The 19,291-nt window shown below is 64.7% G+C and carries 19 protein-coding genes and 1 pseudogene; 10 read left to right on the forward strand and 10 right to left on the reverse strand.

Translation table 11 applies throughout. From position 1 onward, the window contains the following. Nucleotides 1-8 precede the first annotated feature (8 nt). Nucleotides 9-848: a sterol desaturase family protein gene (locus EEB15_RS03645; RefSeq protein ID WP_141508177.1), complete on the reverse strand. Its 840-nt coding sequence runs from the start codon at nt 846-848 to the stop codon at nt 9-11. 128 nt (nt 849-976) lie between these two features. Here EEB15_RS03645 and EEB15_RS03650 point away from each other — a divergent pair, with 128 nt between their 5' ends. Continuing rightward, nucleotides 977-2,116, forward strand: a complete 1,140-nt coding sequence (locus EEB15_RS03650) for a helix-turn-helix transcriptional regulator (RefSeq protein WP_141508178.1) — start codon at nt 977-979, stop codon at nt 2,114-2,116. Nucleotides 2,117-2,129: 13 nt separating this feature from the next. Here EEB15_RS03650 and EEB15_RS03655 read toward each other — a convergent pair whose 3' ends face one another. Next, nucleotides 2,130-2,900, reverse strand: a complete 771-nt coding sequence (locus EEB15_RS03655; protein WP_141508179.1) for a methyltransferase domain-containing protein — start codon at nt 2,898-2,900, stop codon at nt 2,130-2,132. A gap of 26 nt (nt 2,901-2,926) precedes the next feature. Further along, nucleotides 2,927-3,295, reverse strand: coding sequence for a DsrE family protein (locus tag EEB15_RS03660; RefSeq protein ID WP_141508180.1), 369 nt, complete (start codon nt 3,293-3,295; stop codon nt 2,927-2,929). A gap of 203 nt (nt 3,296-3,498) precedes the next feature. On the opposite strand from EEB15_RS03660, the gene EEB15_RS03665 reads away from it, so the two are divergent. The 3 genes from EEB15_RS03665 to EEB15_RS03675 are packed head-to-tail and all read left to right on the forward strand — an operon-like array spanning nt 3,499 to nt 6,468. Beyond that, nucleotides 3,499-4,032, forward strand: a complete 534-nt coding sequence (locus EEB15_RS03665) for a DUF4395 family protein (RefSeq protein ID WP_233259366.1) — start codon at nt 3,499-3,501, stop codon at nt 4,030-4,032. Next, entirely contained in the window at nt 3,956-5,101 is a 1,146-nt protein-coding gene (locus tag EEB15_RS03670; protein ID WP_141508182.1) for a sensor histidine kinase KdpD, read from the forward strand. The genes EEB15_RS03665 and EEB15_RS03670 overlap by 77 nt, the downstream gene beginning before the upstream one ends. After that, nucleotides 5,098-6,468, forward strand: coding sequence for a sigma-54 dependent transcriptional regulator (locus EEB15_RS03675; RefSeq protein WP_141508183.1), 1,371 nt, complete (start codon nt 5,098-5,100; stop codon nt 6,466-6,468). The genes EEB15_RS03670 and EEB15_RS03675 overlap by 4 nt, the downstream gene beginning before the upstream one ends. 294 nt (nt 6,469-6,762) lie before the next feature. Here the strand turns inward: EEB15_RS03675 and EEB15_RS03680 are convergent, their stop codons facing one another. Both EEB15_RS03680 and EEB15_RS03685 read right to left on the reverse strand, forming a co-directional pair. After that, nucleotides 6,763-7,113, reverse strand: a complete 351-nt coding sequence (locus tag EEB15_RS03680) for an RNA-binding protein (protein ID WP_141508184.1) — start codon at nt 7,111-7,113, stop codon at nt 6,763-6,765. A gap of 242 nt (nt 7,114-7,355) precedes the next feature. Beyond that, nucleotides 7,356-7,694, reverse strand: coding sequence for a c-type cytochrome (locus EEB15_RS03685; protein WP_141508185.1), 339 nt, complete (start codon nt 7,692-7,694; stop codon nt 7,356-7,358). 141 nt (nt 7,695-7,835) lie between these two features. Here EEB15_RS03685 and EEB15_RS03690 point away from each other — a divergent pair, with 141 nt between their 5' ends. Continuing rightward, nucleotides 7,836-8,819, forward strand: a complete 984-nt coding sequence (locus EEB15_RS03690) for a DUF3616 domain-containing protein (protein WP_141508186.1) — start codon at nt 7,836-7,838, stop codon at nt 8,817-8,819. 178 nt (nt 8,820-8,997) lie between these two features. On the opposite strand, the gene EEB15_RS03695 is transcribed toward EEB15_RS03690, so the two are convergent. After that, the gene (locus EEB15_RS03695; protein WP_141508187.1) at nt 8,998-9,606 is read right to left on the reverse strand and encodes a hypothetical protein; all 609 of its coding nucleotides are present in this window, start codon (nt 9,604-9,606) and stop codon (nt 8,998-9,000) included. A gap of 213 nt (nt 9,607-9,819) precedes the next feature. Here EEB15_RS03695 and EEB15_RS03700 point away from each other — a divergent pair, with 213 nt between their 5' ends. Beyond that, entirely contained in the window at nt 9,820-10,026 is a 207-nt protein-coding gene (locus EEB15_RS03700; protein ID WP_141508173.1) for a dodecin, read from the forward strand. Nucleotides 10,027-10,066: 40 nt separating this feature from the next. On the opposite strand, the gene EEB15_RS03705 is transcribed toward EEB15_RS03700, so the two are convergent. Beyond that, on the reverse strand, nt 10,067-10,954 hold the full coding sequence (locus EEB15_RS03705) for a LysR family transcriptional regulator (RefSeq protein WP_141508188.1): 888 nt from the start codon (nt 10,952-10,954) through the stop codon (nt 10,067-10,069). Nucleotides 10,955-11,036: 82 nt separating this feature from the next. Between EEB15_RS03705 and argC the strand changes: the two genes are divergently transcribed. Then, the gene (gene argC, locus EEB15_RS03710; RefSeq protein WP_141508595.1) at nt 11,037-11,966 is read left to right on the forward strand and encodes an N-acetyl-gamma-glutamyl-phosphate reductase; all 930 of its coding nucleotides are present in this window, start codon (nt 11,037-11,039) and stop codon (nt 11,964-11,966) included. Nucleotides 11,967-11,979: 13 nt separating this feature from the next. Here the strand turns inward: argC and EEB15_RS03715 are convergent, their stop codons facing one another. After that, nucleotides 11,980-12,777 (reverse strand): IclR family transcriptional regulator, encoded by a 798-nt coding sequence (locus EEB15_RS03715; protein WP_141508189.1) that lies wholly within the window; start codon nt 12,775-12,777, stop codon nt 11,980-11,982. 108 nt (nt 12,778-12,885) lie between these two features. Here EEB15_RS03715 and EEB15_RS03720 point away from each other — a divergent pair, with 108 nt between their 5' ends. From EEB15_RS03720 to EEB15_RS34150, 3 genes and pseudogenes are all read left to right on the forward strand, one after another. Continuing rightward, a complete protein-coding gene (locus EEB15_RS03720; RefSeq protein WP_141508190.1) occupies nt 12,886-13,857 on the forward strand; it encodes a tripartite tricarboxylate transporter substrate binding protein in 972 nt (323 codons plus the stop codon). Nucleotides 13,858-13,864: 7 nt separating this feature from the next. Next, nucleotides 13,865-15,040, forward strand: coding sequence for an alpha-hydroxy acid oxidase (locus EEB15_RS03725; protein ID WP_141508191.1), 1,176 nt, complete (start codon nt 13,865-13,867; stop codon nt 15,038-15,040). 131 nt (nt 15,041-15,171) lie between these two features. Beyond that, nucleotides 15,172-16,257 (forward strand): annotated as a pseudogene (locus EEB15_RS34150) (radical SAM protein); the annotation flags it as partial. 470 nt (nt 16,258-16,727) lie between these two features. Here the strand turns inward: EEB15_RS34150 and EEB15_RS34155 are convergent. Beyond that, nucleotides 16,728-18,182, reverse strand: a complete 1,455-nt coding sequence (locus EEB15_RS34155; protein ID WP_233259341.1) for an amidohydrolase family protein — start codon at nt 18,180-18,182, stop codon at nt 16,728-16,730. Beyond that, nucleotides 18,175-19,149, reverse strand: coding sequence for a tripartite tricarboxylate transporter substrate binding protein (locus EEB15_RS03740; RefSeq protein WP_141508192.1), 975 nt, complete (start codon nt 19,147-19,149; stop codon nt 18,175-18,177). Before EEB15_RS03740 ends, EEB15_RS34155 begins: the two co-directional genes overlap by 8 nt. Nucleotides 19,150-19,291: the final 142 nt, after the last annotated feature.

Here is a 19,291-nt window from a genome sequence, read left to right on the forward strand (position 1 = left end):
ACACCCATCTACCTCGACTTCAACCCAACCTCACCCGTGGCGCCGATGACATCGCTGGGTTCCCGGTCGCCAAGGCCCTGCACCAGAGCCTGCAAGCGCTGGCAGTATTCCGGATGCTCGGTGCCGCACCAGCGGTCCCACCAGGTGAAGTACAGCCCGTAGTTGTGCCGGCCATAGGCATGGTGCATTTCGTGGTGCAGCGTGGTGGTGAGCCAGCGCCCCCACCAGCCGGCCAGCCAACTGCGCGGCAGCAGCTCGATACCACTGTGCCCCATGACGTTGCGCAGCACCATCCAGATCATCCACAGGAAAAGGACGGCTTGGTGGGCCGGCACGACGAGCAGCACGACGGGGAGATAGAGCGCCTGCACGAGGGCCTCCGACGCCGAGAACGAGTAGGCGGTCCAGGGTGTGGGCGCCACCGACAGGTGGTGCGTACGGTGCAACCAGTGGAAGAGTCGCGGTTGGTGCATGAGCCGGTGCGTCCAGTAGAACCACGCATCGTGCAGCACGATGAAGACGAAGAAGCTGGCGATCAGCCAAGGCCAGCCATACCGGTCCACGTCGAAGTAGAGCTTGCTGATGCCAAGTTGGTAACCCACCCAGACACAGGTGCCGACGAGGGAGAAGATGAGCACCGTGCGCATCGAGCGGGCGAATTCGCGCAACTTCTGTCCATCGGCAAGAGGCCGTATTCGGACCAAGCGACGGCGCAGCCATCCGGCCGAGGCCACGTCCAGGATCGCGACGATCGCCCCCGCGCCGACCAGGTAGCGCATCAGGTCCATGAACCAGATGAAGGGCCAGGCCGTGGCTGCGGTGAAAATCAGCTCGTTGAAGCAAGTCATGGGTGATTCCGGTCGGTTGAAGTGCCGTCAATCTAGGAAATCAGCCTTGCACCGTCTTGCCGGAACCCTCGGATGCTTGCCGTTTCCTGCAAAAGGCCTGAAATTGAGGTTTTCGGCGAGATGCCACCATGACCAGCCTGCAGAATTCGCACGTGGCCATGCCTCTTGACGTCCTCCTTCGTACTGCCGGCGTGGCGATCGCGCTGGTATTTTTGCTGGTCATCGCCGTGCGCGGCGGCTGGCGCCAGCGCACCGACTTGCTGCTCATGGTCGCGTGTGCGGCTGCGTACCTGGTGTGCTCGGCCCCGACCAGGCCCTGTTGCGGCACGCCGGTCGCGCTGCCGGTCCTTCTGGGGGCGATCACCTTTCCATTCGCGCTCTGGCGGCTGGCCCGGGTGGTACTAGACGACGAGCCGCGCATTGCGCCTGTCGCATGGGTGGGCCTGCTGATCCTGCTGGGCAGCGGATGGCTGGCGGCCAGCGACTACCTTGAGATCCCCACTTCCGCCCGCATGGCCGCCGCCGTGCTGAACAAGCTGGCGGGGTTCGGTTTCCTGGGCACCGCTTTGTATCGGGCATGGAGCAGCTGGGACGGAGACCTCGTCGAGCCGCGCCGGAAGCTCCGATGGGCCCTGATTGCCTATTTGGGCGCCTACGGCTTGATGATCCTGCTCGCCGAGGTGTACCTGCTCGGCGAGCGGCCACCGGATTGGCTCGATCTGGCAAATGCCGCGGCAATCGACCTGACCATGCTAGCCACACTCGTCTTCCTGGTTCAGCCAAGCCAGGCGGCGATGGACACCCTTTTCGCTCCCAAATCGCCTGAGCCGCCGTTGGCACCAAGTGCTCCCCCGCCTGATCCCGGGGACGAGCCGCTACTCGAGCGGCTTCATCAGTTGATGGACGGCCAGAAGCTCTACCGCGAGCCTGACCTCTCGGTGGACAGTTTGGCCAGGCAAGTTGCTGTTCCTGAATATGTGCTGCGCCGGCTCATTCACGAGCGGCTGGGCCACAGGAATTTCGCGGCGTACGTCAACGAGTTCCGGCTGCAGGAAGTCGCTGCGCGGCTCTCCGATGCGCAGCTGGCGCGGCGGCCGATCCTGACGCTGGCCCTGGAGGCGGGCTTCGGCTCCATCGGCCCGTTCAATCGGGCGTTTCGCGATCGTTACGGAGTTACGCCCACGGCATTCCGGGTTGCGGCAATGCGTGGAGACCGCGCGCCAGGCGAGGGTTCGACGCAGACCCCCGCCGGCGCGACTTCGCCTTGACGCGATTTCGTCCTCAGACCTTGTCGGCGCGCAGCGAAATGCTCTTCACGCCGAACTTCTTCGTTGCGCCCTGCGCGTTGTCGGAAAGGAAGCGGTACTCGTCGTTGATCTGCTCGGCCACGACGCGCAGGCCGGCCGTCTCGATGGCGTCCTTGTAGCGGGCGGCCTGCCAGGCACCGCCGATACAGGCGGCCCACAGTGTGGTGTTGCAGGTGATGTTCTCCGGCAACTGCGCGTCGGTCACGATGTCCGCCAGGGCCAGCTTGCCGCCGGGTCGCAGCAGGCGGGCGATCTCCCGGAACACCTGCGGCTTGTCGACGGCGAGGTTGATCACGCCATTGCTGATGACCACGTCGAAGCTGCCGTCCTCGAATGGTGCGGCGTCGATGTAGCCTTTGACGTAGGTCACGTTGCGCACGCCGTCGCGCTGGCGCAGGCCCTCCGCCTTGGCACGCTGCGAGTCCGTCATGTCCAGGCCGATCACGGAACCCGTGGGGCCCGCCAGCAGGCTCGCCACGAACGTGTCCATGCCCGATCCGCTGCCGAGGTCGAGGATGCGAGCGCCTTCCAGGTCGTCGAGCAGGTGGAAGTAATAGCCGACGCCGGCGAAGGAGTCGATGGATTCAGCCGGTACCTTGTCGAGGTCGGCCGAACGGTAGCCCAGCCGTTCAGCCATGGTCCGTCCCATTTCGAAGTGGAATTCACCGTGCGGATGCTCGGCAACGTCCTTGTACATGGCCTTGACCTTGCCCTCCAGCTCGGCGCGATCGACTTGTACCGTCATGATGGTCTCCTATGGGAATGCAGGTGTCAGAAGCTCAGGCTTGCCGCGCCGCGCAGGAAGCGTTCGTGAATCACGCTTGCGCCCGCGATGGTCACGCCTTCGACGAAGTCGGACTGCTCGTAGCCGCGTGCTTTCACGCACGGTGTGCAGGCATAGAGGGCGCCGCCGCGCGCCACGAAGTCGCGTACCAGATCGGCCAGCGGCTCCAGCGGCTTGACTTGCGTGGTGTCCGCCGCCTTCTTGCGCACGATGTCCACTGCCGCGCTGGTCAGGAAGACCGCAACCTTCAACCCGTTGGTGATCCCGCCGTTGGCGATGGTGAAACCCACCGAAGAAACTTCGTGATCGATGCCGTGCGTGATGACCACCACCAGTTCTCTGCTTTCGTCTGCCATTTCGTTGCTCCTTGAGGAATGGAGCAATTCGTACAGCGAATGGCGTGCCAACCTGTCTGAAGTCGCGCTTCTCCTCTGAAACCACGCAGTTTGGCCCGCGAAAGAGGCGGCTCGTCCATGTGCAAAACAGCATGGCCCATGTCTGTTTGGATATGACGAATCTGCTGGCGCCGCGCAGCCGTAATCATTAGACTTTGATCGAGGTGACCATGGATACAGTCCGAGAGTTGCAGTTCGGTCCGGGCATGCGCGTCGAGCGCCTGGCCGAAGCGGCATTTCTGCTCGCCGCGATCTTCACGCAGGACGTGCGCTTCGCGTACGTCACGTTCATCCTCACGCTGCTGCAGGCCGTGTCGCCGCGGTGGGCGCCGGTTGCTCAGATCGTCGCGCGGTTCGCGCGCTTTCGCGGCCAGCACCGGATCGGCGACATGTACTTCGACCTGGGCGGGAGCCGCGGCGCCTGTGCCATTTCGGTGGTGGTGCAAGGCGTCTGTCTCGGGCTGATTGCGGCGGGTTTTCCAATCACTGGGTTTGTGCTCCTGACGGTGCCAACGGCCTCGTTTCTGATCGCGCCGACATTGGGTTTCTGCGCAGGCTGCTGGTTCTACGTTCTCGGACGCGACCTGGTCGGCCGTCGCGGCTGGCTGAAAGGAGGTTTCGATGATCACCACGACATCAACATCGACGGCGAAGAGTCCCGCGATCAACCTGAATTGCGTCCTACGGCGCAACGTTGAAACGCAGCCCTACGGGCGCTGCAGCGTCTGCACGCTCGAGCTCAAGCAATGCCATGCGTGGCAATCCAACGGCTGGAGTTTTGCGCTGGTGGCGCTCGCACTGTCCCTGACCCTGATGCCTTCCGGCTGGCCGCAACGATTGATTGCCCTCGCGCTGCTGGGCGTGATCGTTTGGCAGGGCCTCGCCAACCATAGGCGTACCGACGACCTGATCTTCGGCCAGCACAAGCTGATGGCATTAACGCAGGAGCTGCGTGGCAAGCAGCTCGTGATCGAGAGCCAGAACGAAACGCTCGCCGCGCAGGTCGATGCGCGCACCTCGGAGTTGCGCGAGTCGAACATGCGCCTGGCCGCCGCCAACCTGGAACTGCTCGAACTGGACAAGCTGCGATCGGCGGTGCTGTCGAACGTGTCGCACGAGCTGCGCACACCGCTCACCGGCATCCTCGGCTCAGCACAGAACCTGCGCGACGGCCTGGCCGGCGGCCTCACGACAGCGCAGCAGGAATACGTGGGCATGATCGAGAAGGACAGCGGCCGGCTGATTCGCGTCGTCAATGAGTTGCTGGAGTGGGGGAGGCTGCAAGGCGGGCACATTGAACTGCATCGCGCAGCCGTGCCGCTGCAACCGATGCTGGCCGAAGTCGCAGTGCTGCTGCGCCCCGTCGCGGACCGCAAGGGCGTGCAGCTGTCGATGCCCGATGGCGAATCGACAGTGCATGTTCAGGCCGACGCAGACAAGCTCAAGCAGATCATCATCAACCTGGTGGACAACGCCGTGAAATTCAGTCCGCCGCAGTCACGAGTTGATGTCCGCGTTGAAGCAAATCGGCAAGCCGTCAAGATTCTGGTGGAAGACCAGGGAGCCGGCGTGCCGCTCGAAGACCGTCCCCATCTCTTCGAGCGCTTCTACCGTGGCCATGGCGCCGAAGCCGCGGCTGGAAGCGGCCTCGGGCTCGCGATCGCCAAGAACCTGGCGCGCCTGCATGGCGGTGACATCGCGCTGCAATGTGGCGCGGCGCCAGGAAGCGTCTTTGTCCTGAGCCTGCCGATGGAGGCCGAGGCATGAATCGCATCGTCGTTGCCGACGACGATGCGGGCATCGCACGCATCCTCAGCGACCGGCTCCGGGACGCAGGCCACGAAGTCGATGTCGCGCGCGACGGCGTCGAAGCCTTGCGCATGGCCGAAGGCGCCGACTTGCTGCTGCTGGACCTGGAGATGCCGCGCATGGATGGGCTCACCGTGCTCGACAGCCTTCGGAGCCTGCCGGCTGCGCCCCTGGTCATCGTGATCACGGCGCACGGCGACATGGCCAAGGCCGTGCGCGCCATGCGCGCCGGCGCGTACGACTTCATCGCCAAGCCTTTCGATTCGACCACCATCCAGCTCGTGGTGCAGCGAGCGCTGGAGACGCGGCGGCTGAAGGCCCACGTGCATAGTTTGCGCAGTGAACTCGGGCGCAAGCACTTGTGGGTGCGCGGCAGCGACCCCGCGATGGCGCGGATTGCCGACACGGTCGAGCGCGTGGCGCCGAGCAATGCGACTGTGTTGCTGCTGGGCGAGACTGGCACCGGCAAGGAGGTGATCGCACGGGCCCTGCACTTGCAAAGCAGCCGCGGCGATCAGCCTTTTCTGGCCGTCAATTGCGCTTTGCTCAAGGGCGAGCTACTGGAGAGTGAGCTGTTCGGTCACGAGAAGGGAGCCTTCACCGGGGCCGATCGTGCGCGCGCGGGCCGCGTGGAGACGGCGCGCGGCGGCACCTTGTTCCTCGACGAGATCGGTGAGATGTCGCCGGCGCTGCAGGCCAAGTTGTTGCGACTGCTGCAGGAGAAGGAGTACGAGCGTTTGGGAAGCGATCGCACCCTGAAAGCCGACATCCGGGTCGTTGCCGCGACACACCGGGATCTGGGCGCGGCGATTCGCGAAGGCAGCTTCCGCGAGGACCTGTACTACCGGCTGAAAGTCATCAGCATCCGGATTCCGCCGTTGCGCGAGCGGGCAGGCGACATCTTGCCGCTGGCCGAATGGCTTCTGGAGCAGCATGCCGCTGAAGCAGGGCGAGCAACTCCGAAGTTGACCGAGGAGGTGCGCCAAGCGGTGCTCCGCTACAACTGGCCCGGCAACGTTCGCGAATTGTCGAACGTGATGCAGCGATGCGCGCTGCTTGCCGGTGATGCGGTTTCGCTGTTCGATCTATCCGAGGAATTGGTGGGCGGAGCATTCAGTGACGCAACACCAGTAGCCAGCGCCGAAGAGCTGTTCGAACTGCCGTACAACGAGGCAGTCACGGCCGCACGCCGGCTGATCGTTCAGCGCGCTCTCGAGCGTGCGGGCGGCCATCAGACGCGTGCCGCCGAGCAGCTTGGGGTCACACAACCATATCTGTCAAGGTTGGCTAAGCAGCTTGGCTTGCGCCGTGATGACGCCCAATGAGACGAAGGCGCTCGTGACGCAGGCATCGGCATCGGCTTAAACGCGCGCAATTTTGCGCGACGCCAGAAGCGACTTCGGCGGACAGTGCTCTGGGTGCAGTCGGCATACTTGTTTCCGAGATAACAGAACTGAGGGGACTGTTCATGGAGGTGCGGCGGCTCTATCCCGACGTGCGGGAAGTGAGAGGTCTCTCATGGCTTTACCACTTGCCGGGGTACGGAAGTCTCTTCGCAAAAACGTATGCGGTTTCGGTACGACCAGCCACCGGGCGGGTTCTTGCTGAAGCGACTGGCGTTAGTAGCGGCCACCGCCGTAGCCGCCATTGCCATAGCCAATGTCCGCGCGCTTGGCTGCCTTGAAACCGTCTGCGCCGTACCCGTCCCGGCCACGTCCTTCTTCACGAGGGCGGGCCAGGTTCACGGTGATCGAACGTCCATCAACGGAGACGCCGTTTAGCGCCTTGATGGCAGCCTGGGCGACTTCCTCAGAGGCCATCTCGACAAAACCGAACCCTTTGGAGCGGCCGGTTTCACGGTCCATCATGACCTTGGCGGAGGAAACGCTGCCGAACTCGGCAAAGTTGCTTTCCAGGGTCGAGTCGGTCACGGAGTAGGGCAGGTTGCCCACGTAGATCTTGCTGCTCATGGATGAGCCTTTCTCAATGAGGCGCGCAGCAACATGCCGCGCGGTGCACAACGCCGGAGAACATCGAGAGGGACTCAGACAAAGACGCGGGGGTTGCAAGTCCGCCGGTGGGGAAAGTAGTGCCTTGAAGTGCGACGATCTGTTCAACGTCTAGCAGACCCGCAGGTTAGCACGTTATGCACTTTCCTGCAGAGCGCGGCTGACGATCGCCGATTGCGAGTCCGTTGGCGCAATGTCAGCGGTCAGCGTGCGCCCGACAGTATCCAGCGTGCGAGCTGCTTCGCCTCTTGGTCATTGATGGCCGGCCGCTCGCTCATGTCGGGCATTCGCGCGGAGCCAGACATCGGGCCCAGGTGGGCGGCGCTTCCAAGGCGCATTACGTCGATGAGCTTTTGCTGGGGATGTGTCACCGTCTTGTACGTGGCGCTGATCTTGCGGAATGACGGTCCGATGGAGTCCTTGTCGACGGCATGGCATTGGAGACACTGCTTCTCCTGCGCGAGCTTGAGGCTCGCGACGCTTTGCCCGCACGCAAGCGTGCCAAACAGGAAGGCTGCGGGGGCGAGGATGGCATGCTTCAAATCGGGCTCCGGATTGGATCGATGTGTCTAAGCTTAGCTGCCGGCAACTCCGTGGGGTTGACGCATATCAAGGGAGGGCAAACAAGGCGTCTGGCTGTAACCTCGGTACGCTGGCGGAATCGGAATCTTGCAAGGATCCACATGACATCGAAATCGATATTCGCGATGGCGCTCGCGTTCGGCTGCCTCACATTGGCGGTTCAGGCGGAGCAGACAGCCAAGTACAACGGCTGGTGTGACGCTTCCGCCGCCGTCGCTCTGGACGACGAACACTTCGTCGTCGCAAACGATGAGCACAATGAGCTTCGCATCTATCGCCGCGGCAAGCCGGATGCCGTCGGATCCCCCGTGGACCTTGGGCAGTTCCTCGGAACGAAGAAGCAGGAATCCGATCTGGAAGGGGCGGCGCGAATCGGTAACCGTATCTACTGGATCGGGTCACATGGCCGGAACAAGAATGGGAAACTCCGCGAAGAACGCCACCGCTTTTTCGCGATGGAGATGGGGCCGGCGCGGCCGCCGTCGCTCCAACCCTTAGGCAAAGCCTACACCGGCCTGTTGGACGACCTCCTCGCCGCCGAGTCGCTCAAGCCGTATGACCTCGCCACCGCCTCGACGCTTGCTCCGGAATCGCCCGGCGGACTCAACATCGAAGGGCTCGCGGCCACGCCCGACGGGAAGCTCCTGATCGGTTTTCGAAGTCCCGTCCGGAACAGGAACGCGCTCGTCGTTTCCCTCGAAAATCCTGACGATGTCATCAACGGGCGCGCCAAAGCGCGGCTCGGTTCTCCAATACCGCTCGATTTGGGCGGTGCCGGTATCCGCAGCATCGAACTGGTCGGCTCCAGCTACTGGATCGTGGCTGGCCCGCCGGCGGACACCGGTGATTTCGCGCTGTTCCGGTGGTCCGGCAAAGCAGCGGATCGTCCGACGCCTATTGTGGGTATTGATTTCAAAAAGTACGGCCAGTTCCGGCCGGAAGCGCTGTTTGCGGTTCCGAATACAACACTGGTGCAGATTCTGAGCGACGACGGCGGGGTCAAGGTGGGCTCGATGGAGTGCAAGGACCTCGATGCGTCGAAGCAAACATTCCAAAGCATCACGATTGACGCCACCAAGCAGTAGCCGTTGCACAGGAGCCATCATGCGTGTGCTGTTTCACAGGGTCGTATCGCCCTATCGTCGAAGCGCATGAAAAACAGCGCATCCGTCAGCTTGCGCGACGTACGCGAACCCCGCGTCGCATCCATCGCTGCTGGATCCTCAAGCGTCCGCGAAGTCCGCTACCGGCCAGAGGCGGACGTCACGTCTCGCGCGGCGGATCGGTTCGGAGGCCAGCCACAGCGGCCGCCTCAAGCGTCATGCGTGCCTGAAATGCGCCATAGTTGGAGAAGTGAAGATGCTGGTAGATCGTCGTTTCTCCAATCTTGTGCAGTACGGGAAGCACCTGCTTAGCGATGGGTTTGCGCAGCCAGCCGAAGTGCCCGCTGGCGCGCATGACTCTGATCACCTTGTCCGAAAGGAAGACGTTTCGCCTGGCGCCACGGAGAATGAGACCGTTCAGCTCGTCTAGGTGTGCCGAGTCAAGGTCGCTCGCCATTAGCTGACTCTCGCCGACAGTTGGAATGTGCAACAGTTCGACGAAAGCCACGCGATCTGCGTGTTCCGGTCCGAATCCGGTCCTTGCGAAGTTGCGGTGATAGAGTTGGCCATCACCCCTGTAGTCGGCCAAAAGAAATGGGTGGTGCACCTCGTGACGGTGCCAGAACGAAACGCCATTTTCGTGGTACTCGATCACTCGTTGAAAGAAGGTACTGCTTTCGATCTGAGCGTCATAGTTCGCATCTAGCCCCACGAAGACAAATTCCGCATTCTCCGGTTGAGCCCCTTGGTAGGGCTTGGCGCGGAACATCTCGGTGAGTTTCTGACTGGGGTGTGGCTGGTACACCCCGGCAGCTTAAAAGGAATTTTTGTGGCGCGCCAGTGGCGCAACCGGCCTGTCTCCTCCCGTCGCGTTTTCAAATCATGAGTGATGCTGGGCCATTCGTGGAAACGTCTGACGAGGTCTGCAATGGGTCGAAAGCAGCCATACTGCTCTCATGTCCATCGCCAGCAAGGAGCCGCCATGTCCAAGCACGTCTACAAAACCGTCGAGCTCACCGGGTCGTCGCCTGTGGGCATTGAAGATGCCGTCACTTCCGCCATTGCCAAGGCGCACGAAACCGTTCGCAACATGCAATGGTTCGAGATCGTCGAGACACGCGGCCACATACAAGACGGCAAGGTCGCCCACTGGCAAGTGACGATGAAAGTTGGATTCACCCTTGAGTGAGAGCTGAATTCTGATTGGCCCTGGTGCGCACGAGGGCCGCTCACGCAGCCGACCTTTCAGGCAGCAAAGCGTCCAGCACGAAACGTGTCGGTCCGCCGGCGCCCCGGTCGCTGACCGCGAGACCGAGCTGCCGCCACAGGGCCGGGGTGAGCGTGCGGAAGGCGATGCGCGGATCAAGCGCGTGTTCGTCCGGTTCCTTCGGCAACAGCGCCGCTCCGTAACCTGCGGCGACCAGCGTCCTGATCGCATCGTTGTAGTTGAGCTCGATGCACGGCCGGCAATGGACGCCGGCCGCAGAAAACCATTCCGCGGTCAGCTTGTAGAGACGCGTGGAGGCGTCGTTCATGATCAGCGGGCGTTGGGCCAGCCACTGCGCAGTCAGCCGCTTCGGTGCTTCCCAGGCCGCCGGTAAATAGGCGACGACCGCCTCGCGCCTCAGGGGTGTGACATGGACGCCCCGCACAGGCGGCTGCGGCAGCGCGACGACCGCCAGGTCCAGGCTTCCCGCGGCGAGCCGGGCCATGCTTTCGTTGGAGGTGAGCACCTGCACGTTCACGTCGACGCCGGGATGGTTCCGGGCAAGGCGTTCGAGCGCGGGCGGCAGCAGGTGCGCAATGGCGCCCGTCGAGGCGCCCACCCGCACGCGGCCTGTCTGGCCGGCGAGCTGGCGTCGAACATCCTCCACCGCGTCGTCAGCGTCCGCCAGCAGCCTGCGGGCACGCGCGATGAACTGCTCTCCCAGAGCCGTCGCTTGCGCAGGCCCCCGCCCGCGAACGAGCAACTGGCCACCCAGGCGCGACTCCAGTTCCGCGATCTGAACGGTGACGGTGGGAGCCGCCAGGTGAAGGGCGCGCGCGGCACTGGCCAGGGACCCGAGATCGGCGATGGCGACCAGGGTGCGCAGATGGTCAAGGCTCAGTTCCCGCATGCCGCAAGTTTAGCTTTTCTTAATTTCAGCTTTCCTATATTTAACTGGAGCAAATTGGCTCATGTCCCTACGATCGCACGCCATGGACCTGAATATCTTCATCGACGGCGACCAGGGCACCACCGGCCTTGATCTGCAGAACCGGCTCCGCAATGGAGAATTCCGCATCAGCACCTTGCCGGCAAACGTGCGCAAGGACGCGGCGTCCCGACGGGCCGCGCTCAACGCGTGCGACATCGCCATCCTTTGTCTTCCCGATGCCGCGGCGCGCGATGCGGTGGCGATGATCGAGAACCCTTCGGTGCGTGTCATCGACGCCAGTTCGGCTCACCGCACCAGCGCGGGCTGGGTCTACGGCCTGCCGGAGCTCGATGCACGGCAGCCCGAACGTATCGCTGCCGCATCGCGAGTCACCAATCCGGGCTGCTATCCCACCGCGGCGGTCGCCCTGCTACGGCCGCTCACGGATGCGGGCCTGCTGCCCACCGGCTATCCGCTGGTCATCCATGCCGTCTCAGGCTATTCGGGGCAAGGCAGGGCGGGGGTGGAAGCGCACGAGGCCGCAGCGGGCGGCGCAGGGGCGCATTCGTTCAAGGTTTATGGCCTGGCGCTCGAGCACAAGCACGTACCGGAAATCGAGGCCTATGCCGGCTTGACGGAGCGGCCCATCTTCGTGCCGGCGTATGGCAGCTACCGACAGGGCATCGTGCTCACCATCGGGTTGCATGCGCGGATGCTTTCCGGCGATGTCTCGGGTGCACGCATCCACGAATGCCTTGCGGAGCGATACCGCGATGCGGCGCATGTGCGCGTGCTGCCGATGTCGCCTGCCGTGCCGTTGACCGAACGGGATCCGCAAGTCCACAACGGCACCAACGAGATGAGCCTGGCCGTTGCATGCAATGAGCGCACGGGCCAGATCGTCTTGAGCGCGGTTCTCGACAACCTGGGCAAAGGGGCGGCAGGCGCCGCCGTGCAGAACCTGCGATTGATGGCGAGCGCGTCGCGGTGAGGTTCTCGCAAAATCAAGGATGCCAAGTCGCCCGCAGCGCAGTGGCCGGCATGGCGCCGAGCGCTTCCCCTAGCTGCTTCGCTGCAAGAACCGTCGCGGGCGCGTAACGCACCAGCACCGGCGTGGTCAGCCTTTCCACCGGCCCCGCAGTGCTGACGGATCCCAGAACGGCACCGTAGCGTCCTCGCACGGCGGCCGATACGCTCGCGAACATCGGGTTCCGCTCGCCGCGGGTGATGTGGAAACCGCGCCGGCGGATGCGCTCGTTGAGGTCCCCCGGTTCACCCAGGGCGGCCAGAATCACCCGGCCGGCGGATCCGCGGTCCAGGGGAAAGACCTCGCCCGAGCGAATCCGGCTGTGCACAACGGCCGTTCCCTCGCAACGCATCAGGCAGCTGCGCAGGTTGCCTTCGAAGACGAAGAACGACGCGCTTTCTCCGGTGGCCGCACTGAGCTGGCGCAGGATCGGTTCGATGGTGGAGTCCAGGTCGAACTGCGCCTGGTAGCGCGATCCCATCCACCCGACCGCGGGGCCGAGACGCCAGGCGCCATCTTCGCGCCTCACCAGGAAGCGGGCTGCAGCCAACGTGCGAGCAAGCCGCAGCACGGTGGGCTTGTGCATGCCCGTGCGGCGTGCCAGTTCAGCGAGGGGGAGGTAGAGCTCGTCGCCTTCGAAGGCGGTGAGGATAGCCAAGGCACGCGTGACGGCCGCGACGTTCTCGTCGACTGCACGTGCCGAGCCGCCTGGTGGCTCATCGGCGAGCAGCCGCTTCGTGGCAGGCGCCGGCTTGATCCTGGACTGCTGCGGCATGGTGCGAATCGTATTCCACTTTGCCGCACCGTTACGGCAGGCGTAACGCATTGCCGATCCACGGCCTTTGTTCGGATCATGCGCTCCTCGATCCAGGAGACACGTTTCATGACCAGCATGCACATCGGCCGTCGTGGCTTCCTTGCCTCGGCGGCTGCGTTCGCCGCGTTCGGCGCACAGGCCCAGGGCGCCCCCCCTGTGCCCATCCGGATGGTGATTCCATTCGCCGCCGGAGGTGCAACCGACGTCCTGGGGCGGGACCTCGCCAAGGCGATGGGCGCCACCCTGGGGCAGCCTTTCGTCATCGAGAACGCCGGCGGCGGCGCCGGCGTGCCTGCCATGCAGAAGGTGACAGGCTCGAAGGCCGATGGCAGCACGCTGCTCTTCGCCGCCTCAGGCAACATCACGGCGCAGCCGCTGCTGCAAAAACCGCGCGTGGACATCCTGACCCAGCTCACGCCGGTGGGGATGATCGCCACGGCACCGCACGTGCTGGTGGTCACGGCGAAGATGCCGTTCAAGACGCTCGCGGAGCTGGTTGCGTATGCCAAGGCACATCCGGGCCAACTGAACTTCGGCTCTGCGGGCATCGGGGGATTGGCGCACCTCGGCACGGAACTGTTCGCGCGCGCCGCGCAGATCGACATCAAGCACGTGCCCTACCGCGGGGCTTCGGCGGCGACCACGGACCTTGCCTCCGGCCAGATCCACGCGATGTTCGGAACCATGCCTTCGTTCACCGGCATGGTCCAGAACGGCCTGCTGCGCGTCATCGGCCTCACCGCCCCCAGCGCCGCAGCACCTCTGAAGGGGATCCCCTTGATCTCGAACACCGTTCGCGGCTTCGGCTACAAGAGCTGGAATGCCATCTTCGCGCCGGCCGGTGCGCCGGCGCCCGTCGTCGCGCGCCTCTACGCGGCGATGAAGAAAGCGTCGCTCGACCCTGGGGTGGCCCAGCGTTTCGAAGAACAGGGGGTCGACATCGAGCTTGCGGACGCGGCCGAGCTCACCGACATGATCCGCAGGGAGACCGGACTGTGGGACAAGGTGATCCGCGAAGCAAACATCCAGGTGAACTGATCTGCGTATGTCGCAACGGAAATTCCTGTCGTTGCGGGATTTCGAGACAAGCGCTCGCCGCCACCTGCCGCGCCCGCTCTTTGAATACATCGCCGGCGGAGCGGAAGACTCGGCATCGCTGCACGAGAACCGCGCCGCGTTCTCGGAGTTCGGCTTCGTCACGCGGGTGCTGCGCAACGTGTCCGGCCGCAGCCAGGCGGTCGACCTTCTCGGACGGCGCTACGCATCACCGTTCGGCATCGCGCCGATGGGCATCAGTGCGCTCAGCGCGTATCGCGGTGACCTCGTGCAGGCCCGCGCGGCGGCGGCCGAGGGCGTGCCGATGATCATGAGCGGCTCCTCGCTCATCCCGCTGGAAGAGGTGATCGCCGCGGCCCCCGAGACGTGGTTCCAGGCTTACCTGCCGGGCGAGACCGCGAAGATCGAGGCGCTCGTCGACCGCGTCGACCGTGCGGGCGTCAAGACGCTCGTGCTGACGGTGGACACCGCTGTGCTCGCGAACCGCGAGAACAACATCCGTGCAGGCTTTTCCACGCCCCTGCGTCCCAGCTTGCGCCTGGCGTGGGAGGGGCTCACCCATCCGCGCTGGATGATCGGCACCTTGCTGCGGACGATCGCCCTGCACGGCATGCCGCACTTCGAGAACTCGTATGCGACCCGTGGTGCCCCGATCCTCTCGTCGCGGGTGGCACGCGACTTCGGCGCCAAGGATCACCTGGACTGGGAGCACCTGGCCCTCATCCGCCGCAAGTGGAAGCGCACTCTGGTCGTCAAGGGCATCATGAACCATGAGGACGCACGCAAGGTGCGCGACACGGGCGCCGACGGTCTCATCGTGTCGAACCACGGCGGCCGCCAGCTCGATGGCACGGTCTCGCCGCTGCGCGTGCTGCCCGAGGTCGTCCAGGCGGTGGGCGCCGACTTCCCGGTCATGATGGACAGCGGCATCCGGCGCGGGACGGACGTCCTGAAGGCACTCGCACTCGGGGCGAAGTTCGTGTTCGTGGGCCGGCCGTTCAACTACGCGGCCGCCGTTGCCGGCGAAGGGGGCGTGCGCCATGCGATTCGAATCCTGGCCGACGAAGTCCAGCGTGACCTTGGCCTGCTCGGCCTGATGTCCATTTCGGAAGTGCAGCGCGCAGAGCTGCGCGACCTGGCCTGCCGCAACCCTCCACGCCGGTGACGTCCTGGTGATCGGATTGCCGATCGAGCCTGCCGCGACCGCCAAAAGGGCACGCTCACTTCTCCCGGACTTCACTCTCACTTCGCAGGCCGTGGCGATGCTCGCATCACCTTCACTCCTGACGAACGGCGATGCACAGCCCATCCCATCGACGCCTGCGCGTCTGCCTGCTCAATCCAACCCACACCGCCATCGGTAGCCGCATTCCAGACGACCATCTGCCGCCGCTCGGCCTGCTCGCGGTCGGTGGGCCGCTTCTGGACGACGGCTTCATCGTGCGCCTGGTCGATGCGGACCGGCTCGGCCTGAGCGCGCAGCAAGCGGTGACCGCCGTGCTCGCGGAACCGGTCGACGTCGTGATGATGGGCCACTCCGGTTCGTCGTCCGCGAACCTCACCGTGCTGAATCTGGCTTTGCGATTGAAGCGGCTTCGTCCGGGCCTTGTCATTGTCTGCGGCGGCGTCCACCCCACCTACCATTGGCGTGACGTGCTGGCGCAGTGCCCCGCGATCGACTTCATCGTGCGCGGTGAAGGCGAGCGGACCACGCGCGATTTGCTCCGGCTGCTCGAAGCCGGTGAAGATTGGCGCCACCTGCCCGGAATCGCCTGGCGCGAGACAGGCGGTCCAGTGGCGAGCACCAAGGCGCCGATGCTGGAGTGCCTGGACGACTGGCGGGTGGGCTGGGAACTCGTCTCCCATGCCGACTACTCGTACTGGGGTGGCCTGCGGGCGGTGGTGGTGCAGTTCTCGCGCGGCTGCCCGTACCTTTGCAACTACTGCGGCCAGCGTGGGTTCTGGACGCGCTGGCGGCATCGCGACCCGGTTCGGTTTGCGAAGGAGCTGGCGCGCCTGTATCGGGAGCATGGCGTGCGGCTGATCAACTTCGCGGACGAACTGCCCACCGGTTCACGCAAGGCCTGGCGCGCCTTCCTTGAAGCGCTGATCGCAGAAGACGTCCCGCTCACGCTCGTCGGGTCCACACGCGCCGGCGACATCGTGCGCGACGCCGACATCCTGCACCTGTACAAACGCGCGGGCGTCATCCGCTTCCTGCTGGGCATCGAGAGTTATGACGAGTCGACGCTCGCGGCGATTCGCAAGGGCACGACCGCCAGCGAAGACCGAGAAGCGATTCAGCTGCTGCGCCGTCACGGAATTCTCTCCATGGCTACGTGTGTCCTCGGGTTCGACGAGAAAGGCGATGCCGATTTTTTCCGCACGCTGAAACACCTGCTGGACTACGACCCCGATCAGATCCAGACCTTGTACGCCACGCCGCATCGCTGGACACCCTTCTACGACACGGTGGCAAACCGGCGCGTGCTGGAACCTGATCTGCGCAAGTGGGACTACAAGCACCAGGTGCTTCAGACGCTGGGGGTGCCGGCCTGGCGGGTTTTCGCGTGGACCAAGTTCATCGAGCTGGCCGTGCAACTGCGGCCGAAGGCGTTGCGGCGCACACTCTTCAACAGCGACCCGGATCAGGCGCACGCGATGCGATGGTACGCGGCGATGGGCCGGCGGGTGTGGTTCCATGAAGTGGCCGAGTTCATGTTCCGCCGCAGGCACTTCAAGTTGCCGCCGGTGCTGGAAGCTTTCGCCGGCAAGTCGTTGGCGAGTGAGGAATACGCCATGGTGCTGCCCCGCACGCGCCGGCCGGCGACTGCCATCATTCCGCTTCCAGTTCAGGAGTCAGAACGCCGAAGGCAGTGCCCCGGCCTGGCACCTGTCGGCACTCCCGAAGCCCACACCGCCGTGCCGTTGACGATGACGTGCTCGATGCCAAGCGCCGGCTCGGTGGGCGCAAGATAAGTGGCGCGGTCGATCACGCTGCCCGCGTCGAACACGGTGATGTCCGCCGCGTGGCCCACCCTGAGTTCGCCGCGGCCCTGCAGGCCGAAAGCCATCGCGGTGGCGCCTGTCATCTTCCGCACCGCCACCTCCAGCGGGAACAAGCCCAGCTCACGGCTGTAATGTCCCAGGACGCGAGCGAAGGTGCCCCACAGGCGCGGGTGCGGGTAGCTGTCGGCGGAGATGCCGTCCGAGCCAATGATGGTTGCGGGATCGGCCAGCACGCGCCGCACATCGGCCTCGTCCATCATGAAGTACATGCCGGTGCCCGGCATCACCCGGCCCAGTGCCTCCTCGCGCGAGCAGTTCCAGCGCACCGCCAGTTCGGACAGGCGCGCGCCCGCGCAATCGGGCATGGTGCGCGAGCTGGTGATGATGATGTCGTCGCACTGCTGCAGCCGCTCCAGGCGCAGGAGTGAAGATGACGCCGTGTAGGGATAGCAGTCCTGGCAGATCTTCTGCGTCTGCGACAGCAGGCGCAGCTTGTCCAGTGTCTGCACCGTGCGGCCGAAGTTGGCGGCCCCCATGACCTTGTGGTGCGAAACCACCAGCGGCACGCCCAGCGCGGCGGCGATCGCGGCCGACTCGTCTATCGCTTCCATCACGCCATCGCCTTCATTGCGCATGTGGGTGGCATAGACACCGGCGTAGCGGGCCAGGTCGGCGCCGACGGCGACGATCTCCTCCTGTGTGGCTGCAGCGGCCGGGGGATAGAAAGTTCCGGTGGAGAGGCCCAGTGCACCAGCCTGCAGCGCGGCCTGCACGGCCTGGCGCATGGCGAGCGCTTCCTCCTGCGTCGCAGGCCGCCCAAGGTCGCGCACATGGCAAACGCGCAGGGAGGTGTGGCCCACCAGCGACGCCACGTTGACGCTGGCCGGATGAGCCTGCAACTGGTCCAGGTAGGCGGCGAAATTGTCGAACTGGTACTGCGGAGCGACATCGCGCAGCGGCAGCGGGGGAACAGTGCCTTTGCGAAACGGCGCCAGGCTGTTGCCGCAGTTGCCATTGATGACAGTGGTGACTCCTTGCGAGATCTTGGCCTGCATGCCCGGGTCTGCCAGCACCGCACGGTCGTCGTGGGCATGGCTGTCGATGAAACCGGGCGCGACCACCAGGCCCTGCACGTCCAGCACCTGGCGTGCCTCGCACCGCCCAGCTTCACCCACGAAGGAGATCGCGCCGGCTGTCACACCCACATCCGCCAGGAAGCGCGGCGCTCCCGACCCGTCGATGACCGTGCCGCCGCGCAGCAACAGGTCCACGCGGGAAGGCAAGGCAAGCTCAGTCAAGCTTCACTCCGGCATTGCGGATCACAGCGCCCCATTTCTTGACCTCGCTGTCGATATGCGTCTTGAAAAACTCGGGCGTTCCTCCCAGCGCGACCTGCCCCAACTGCGCGAATTCGGCTTTGGTCGCAGGCGCCTGCAGCCAGTTGTTGATCTCGCGGTTCAGGCGCAGGATCACTTGCCGAGGCGTGCCGGCGGGCGCCACGATGCCGCCCCAGGCCACCACCTCGAAGCCTGCAACGCCCGCCTCTTCCATGGTCGGCACGTCGGGCAACAGCGCCGAGCGCCGTTTGCTGGTCACAGCGAGCGGGCGCACCTTGCCTGACTGGATGGCGCCCACCATGGACGGCAGGTTGTCGAACATGAAATCGATCTGCCCGCCGATCAGGTCGGTCTGCGCCTGCGGGGCGCCGCGGTAGGGAATGTGGTTGAAGCTGATGCCGGCCTTCTCCTTGAGGATTTCGCCGCTGAGGTGGCTGGTGGTGCCGTTGCCGCCCGAGCCCATGGCCAAGCGGCCCGGATGGCTCTTGGCATAGATGATCAGGTCGCGTACCGAGGCTGCCGGAAAGCCCTGGCGGACCACCAGCACGTTGGGGACCTGCGAGAGGACGGCCACAGGCGCCAGGTCCTTGTCGGGGTTGTAGGGCATCTTGGCGATCAGGCTGCGGTTGATCGCCATGGTCACGATGTTGCCAAAGCCCAGCGTGTAGCCATCGGGCTTGGCGGTGGCCACCGCCTGCATGGCGATGGTGCCTGCCGCGCCGGGGCGGTTCTCGACGATCACCGATTGCTTGAGCTTGTCCTGCAGATAGTTGGCCAGCTTGCGGCTGGTGAGGTCAGGCGTGCCACCGGCGGCCGAGGGCACGATCAGCTTGATGGACTGGGCAGCGGGCCAGTCTGCCGCCAGGGCGGTGCTGGCCAGCGTGCTCGCTGCCAGCAGCAGCGCAAGGGGTGTTTGAAATTTCGGCATCTGCAACTCCAACGTTCTGTTCGTGATGGGCAGCCCCTGCGGGCGCCCTGAATGTCAGGCATGCGCGCCGGCCTGTCCAACGGAATAAACGCATACCCTCCTGCATTTATTTCATGCCCCGCGCACCATGTTTTTCATTGCG

This window comes from Ramlibacter sp. WS9, from assembly GCF_003797765.1.
Lineage (GTDB): Bacteria > Pseudomonadota > Gammaproteobacteria > Burkholderiales > Burkholderiaceae_C > Ramlibacter.

Bases quoted from the DNA above. Each gene is read 5' to 3' on its own strand.
- EEB15_RS03675 (WP_141508183.1), top strand. From the start codon at position 5,098: ATGAATCGCATCGTCGTTGCCGACGACGATGCGGGCATCGCACGCATC.
- EEB15_RS03670 (WP_141508182.1), top strand. From the start codon at position 3,956: ATGATCACCACGACATCAACATCGACGGCGAAGAGTCCCGCGATCAAC.
- argC (WP_141508595.1), top strand. From the start codon at position 11,037: ATGGACCTGAATATCTTCATCGACGGCGACCAGGGCACCACCGGCCTT.
- EEB15_RS03650 (WP_141508178.1), top strand. From the start codon at position 977: ATGACCAGCCTGCAGAATTCGCACGTGGCCATGCCTCTTGACGTCCTC.
- EEB15_RS03680 (WP_141508184.1), bottom strand. From the start codon at position 7,113: ATGAGCAGCAAGATCTACGTGGGCAACCTGCCCTACTCCGTGACCGAC.
- EEB15_RS03645 (WP_141508177.1), bottom strand. From the start codon at position 848: ATGACTTGCTTCAACGAGCTGATTTTCACCGCAGCCACGGCCTGGCCC.
- EEB15_RS03720 (WP_141508190.1), top strand. From the start codon at position 12,886: ATGACCAGCATGCACATCGGCCGTCGTGGCTTCCTTGCCTCGGCGGCT.
- EEB15_RS03715 (WP_141508189.1), bottom strand. From the start codon at position 12,777: ATGCCGCAGCAGTCCAGGATCAAGCCGGCGCCTGCCACGAAGCGGCTG.
- EEB15_RS03660 (WP_141508180.1), bottom strand. From the start codon at position 3,295: ATGGCAGACGAAAGCAGAGAACTGGTGGTGGTCATCACGCACGGCATC.
- EEB15_RS03700 (WP_141508173.1), top strand. From the start codon at position 9,820: ATGTCCAAGCACGTCTACAAAACCGTCGAGCTCACCGGGTCGTCGCCT.
- EEB15_RS03740 (WP_141508192.1), bottom strand. From the start codon at position 19,149: ATGCCGAAATTTCAAACACCCCTTGCGCTGCTGCTGGCAGCGAGCACG.
- EEB15_RS03705 (WP_141508188.1), bottom strand. From the start codon at position 10,954: ATGCGGGAACTGAGCCTTGACCATCTGCGCACCCTGGTCGCCATCGCC.
- EEB15_RS03695 (WP_141508187.1), bottom strand. From the start codon at position 9,606: ATGTTCCGCGCCAAGCCCTACCAAGGGGCTCAACCGGAGAATGCGGAA.
- EEB15_RS03690 (WP_141508186.1), top strand. From the start codon at position 7,836: ATGACATCGAAATCGATATTCGCGATGGCGCTCGCGTTCGGCTGCCTC.
- EEB15_RS03725 (WP_141508191.1), top strand. From the start codon at position 13,865: ATGTCGCAACGGAAATTCCTGTCGTTGCGGGATTTCGAGACAAGCGCT.
- EEB15_RS03655 (WP_141508179.1), bottom strand. From the start codon at position 2,900: ATGACGGTACAAGTCGATCGCGCCGAGCTGGAGGGCAAGGTCAAGGCC.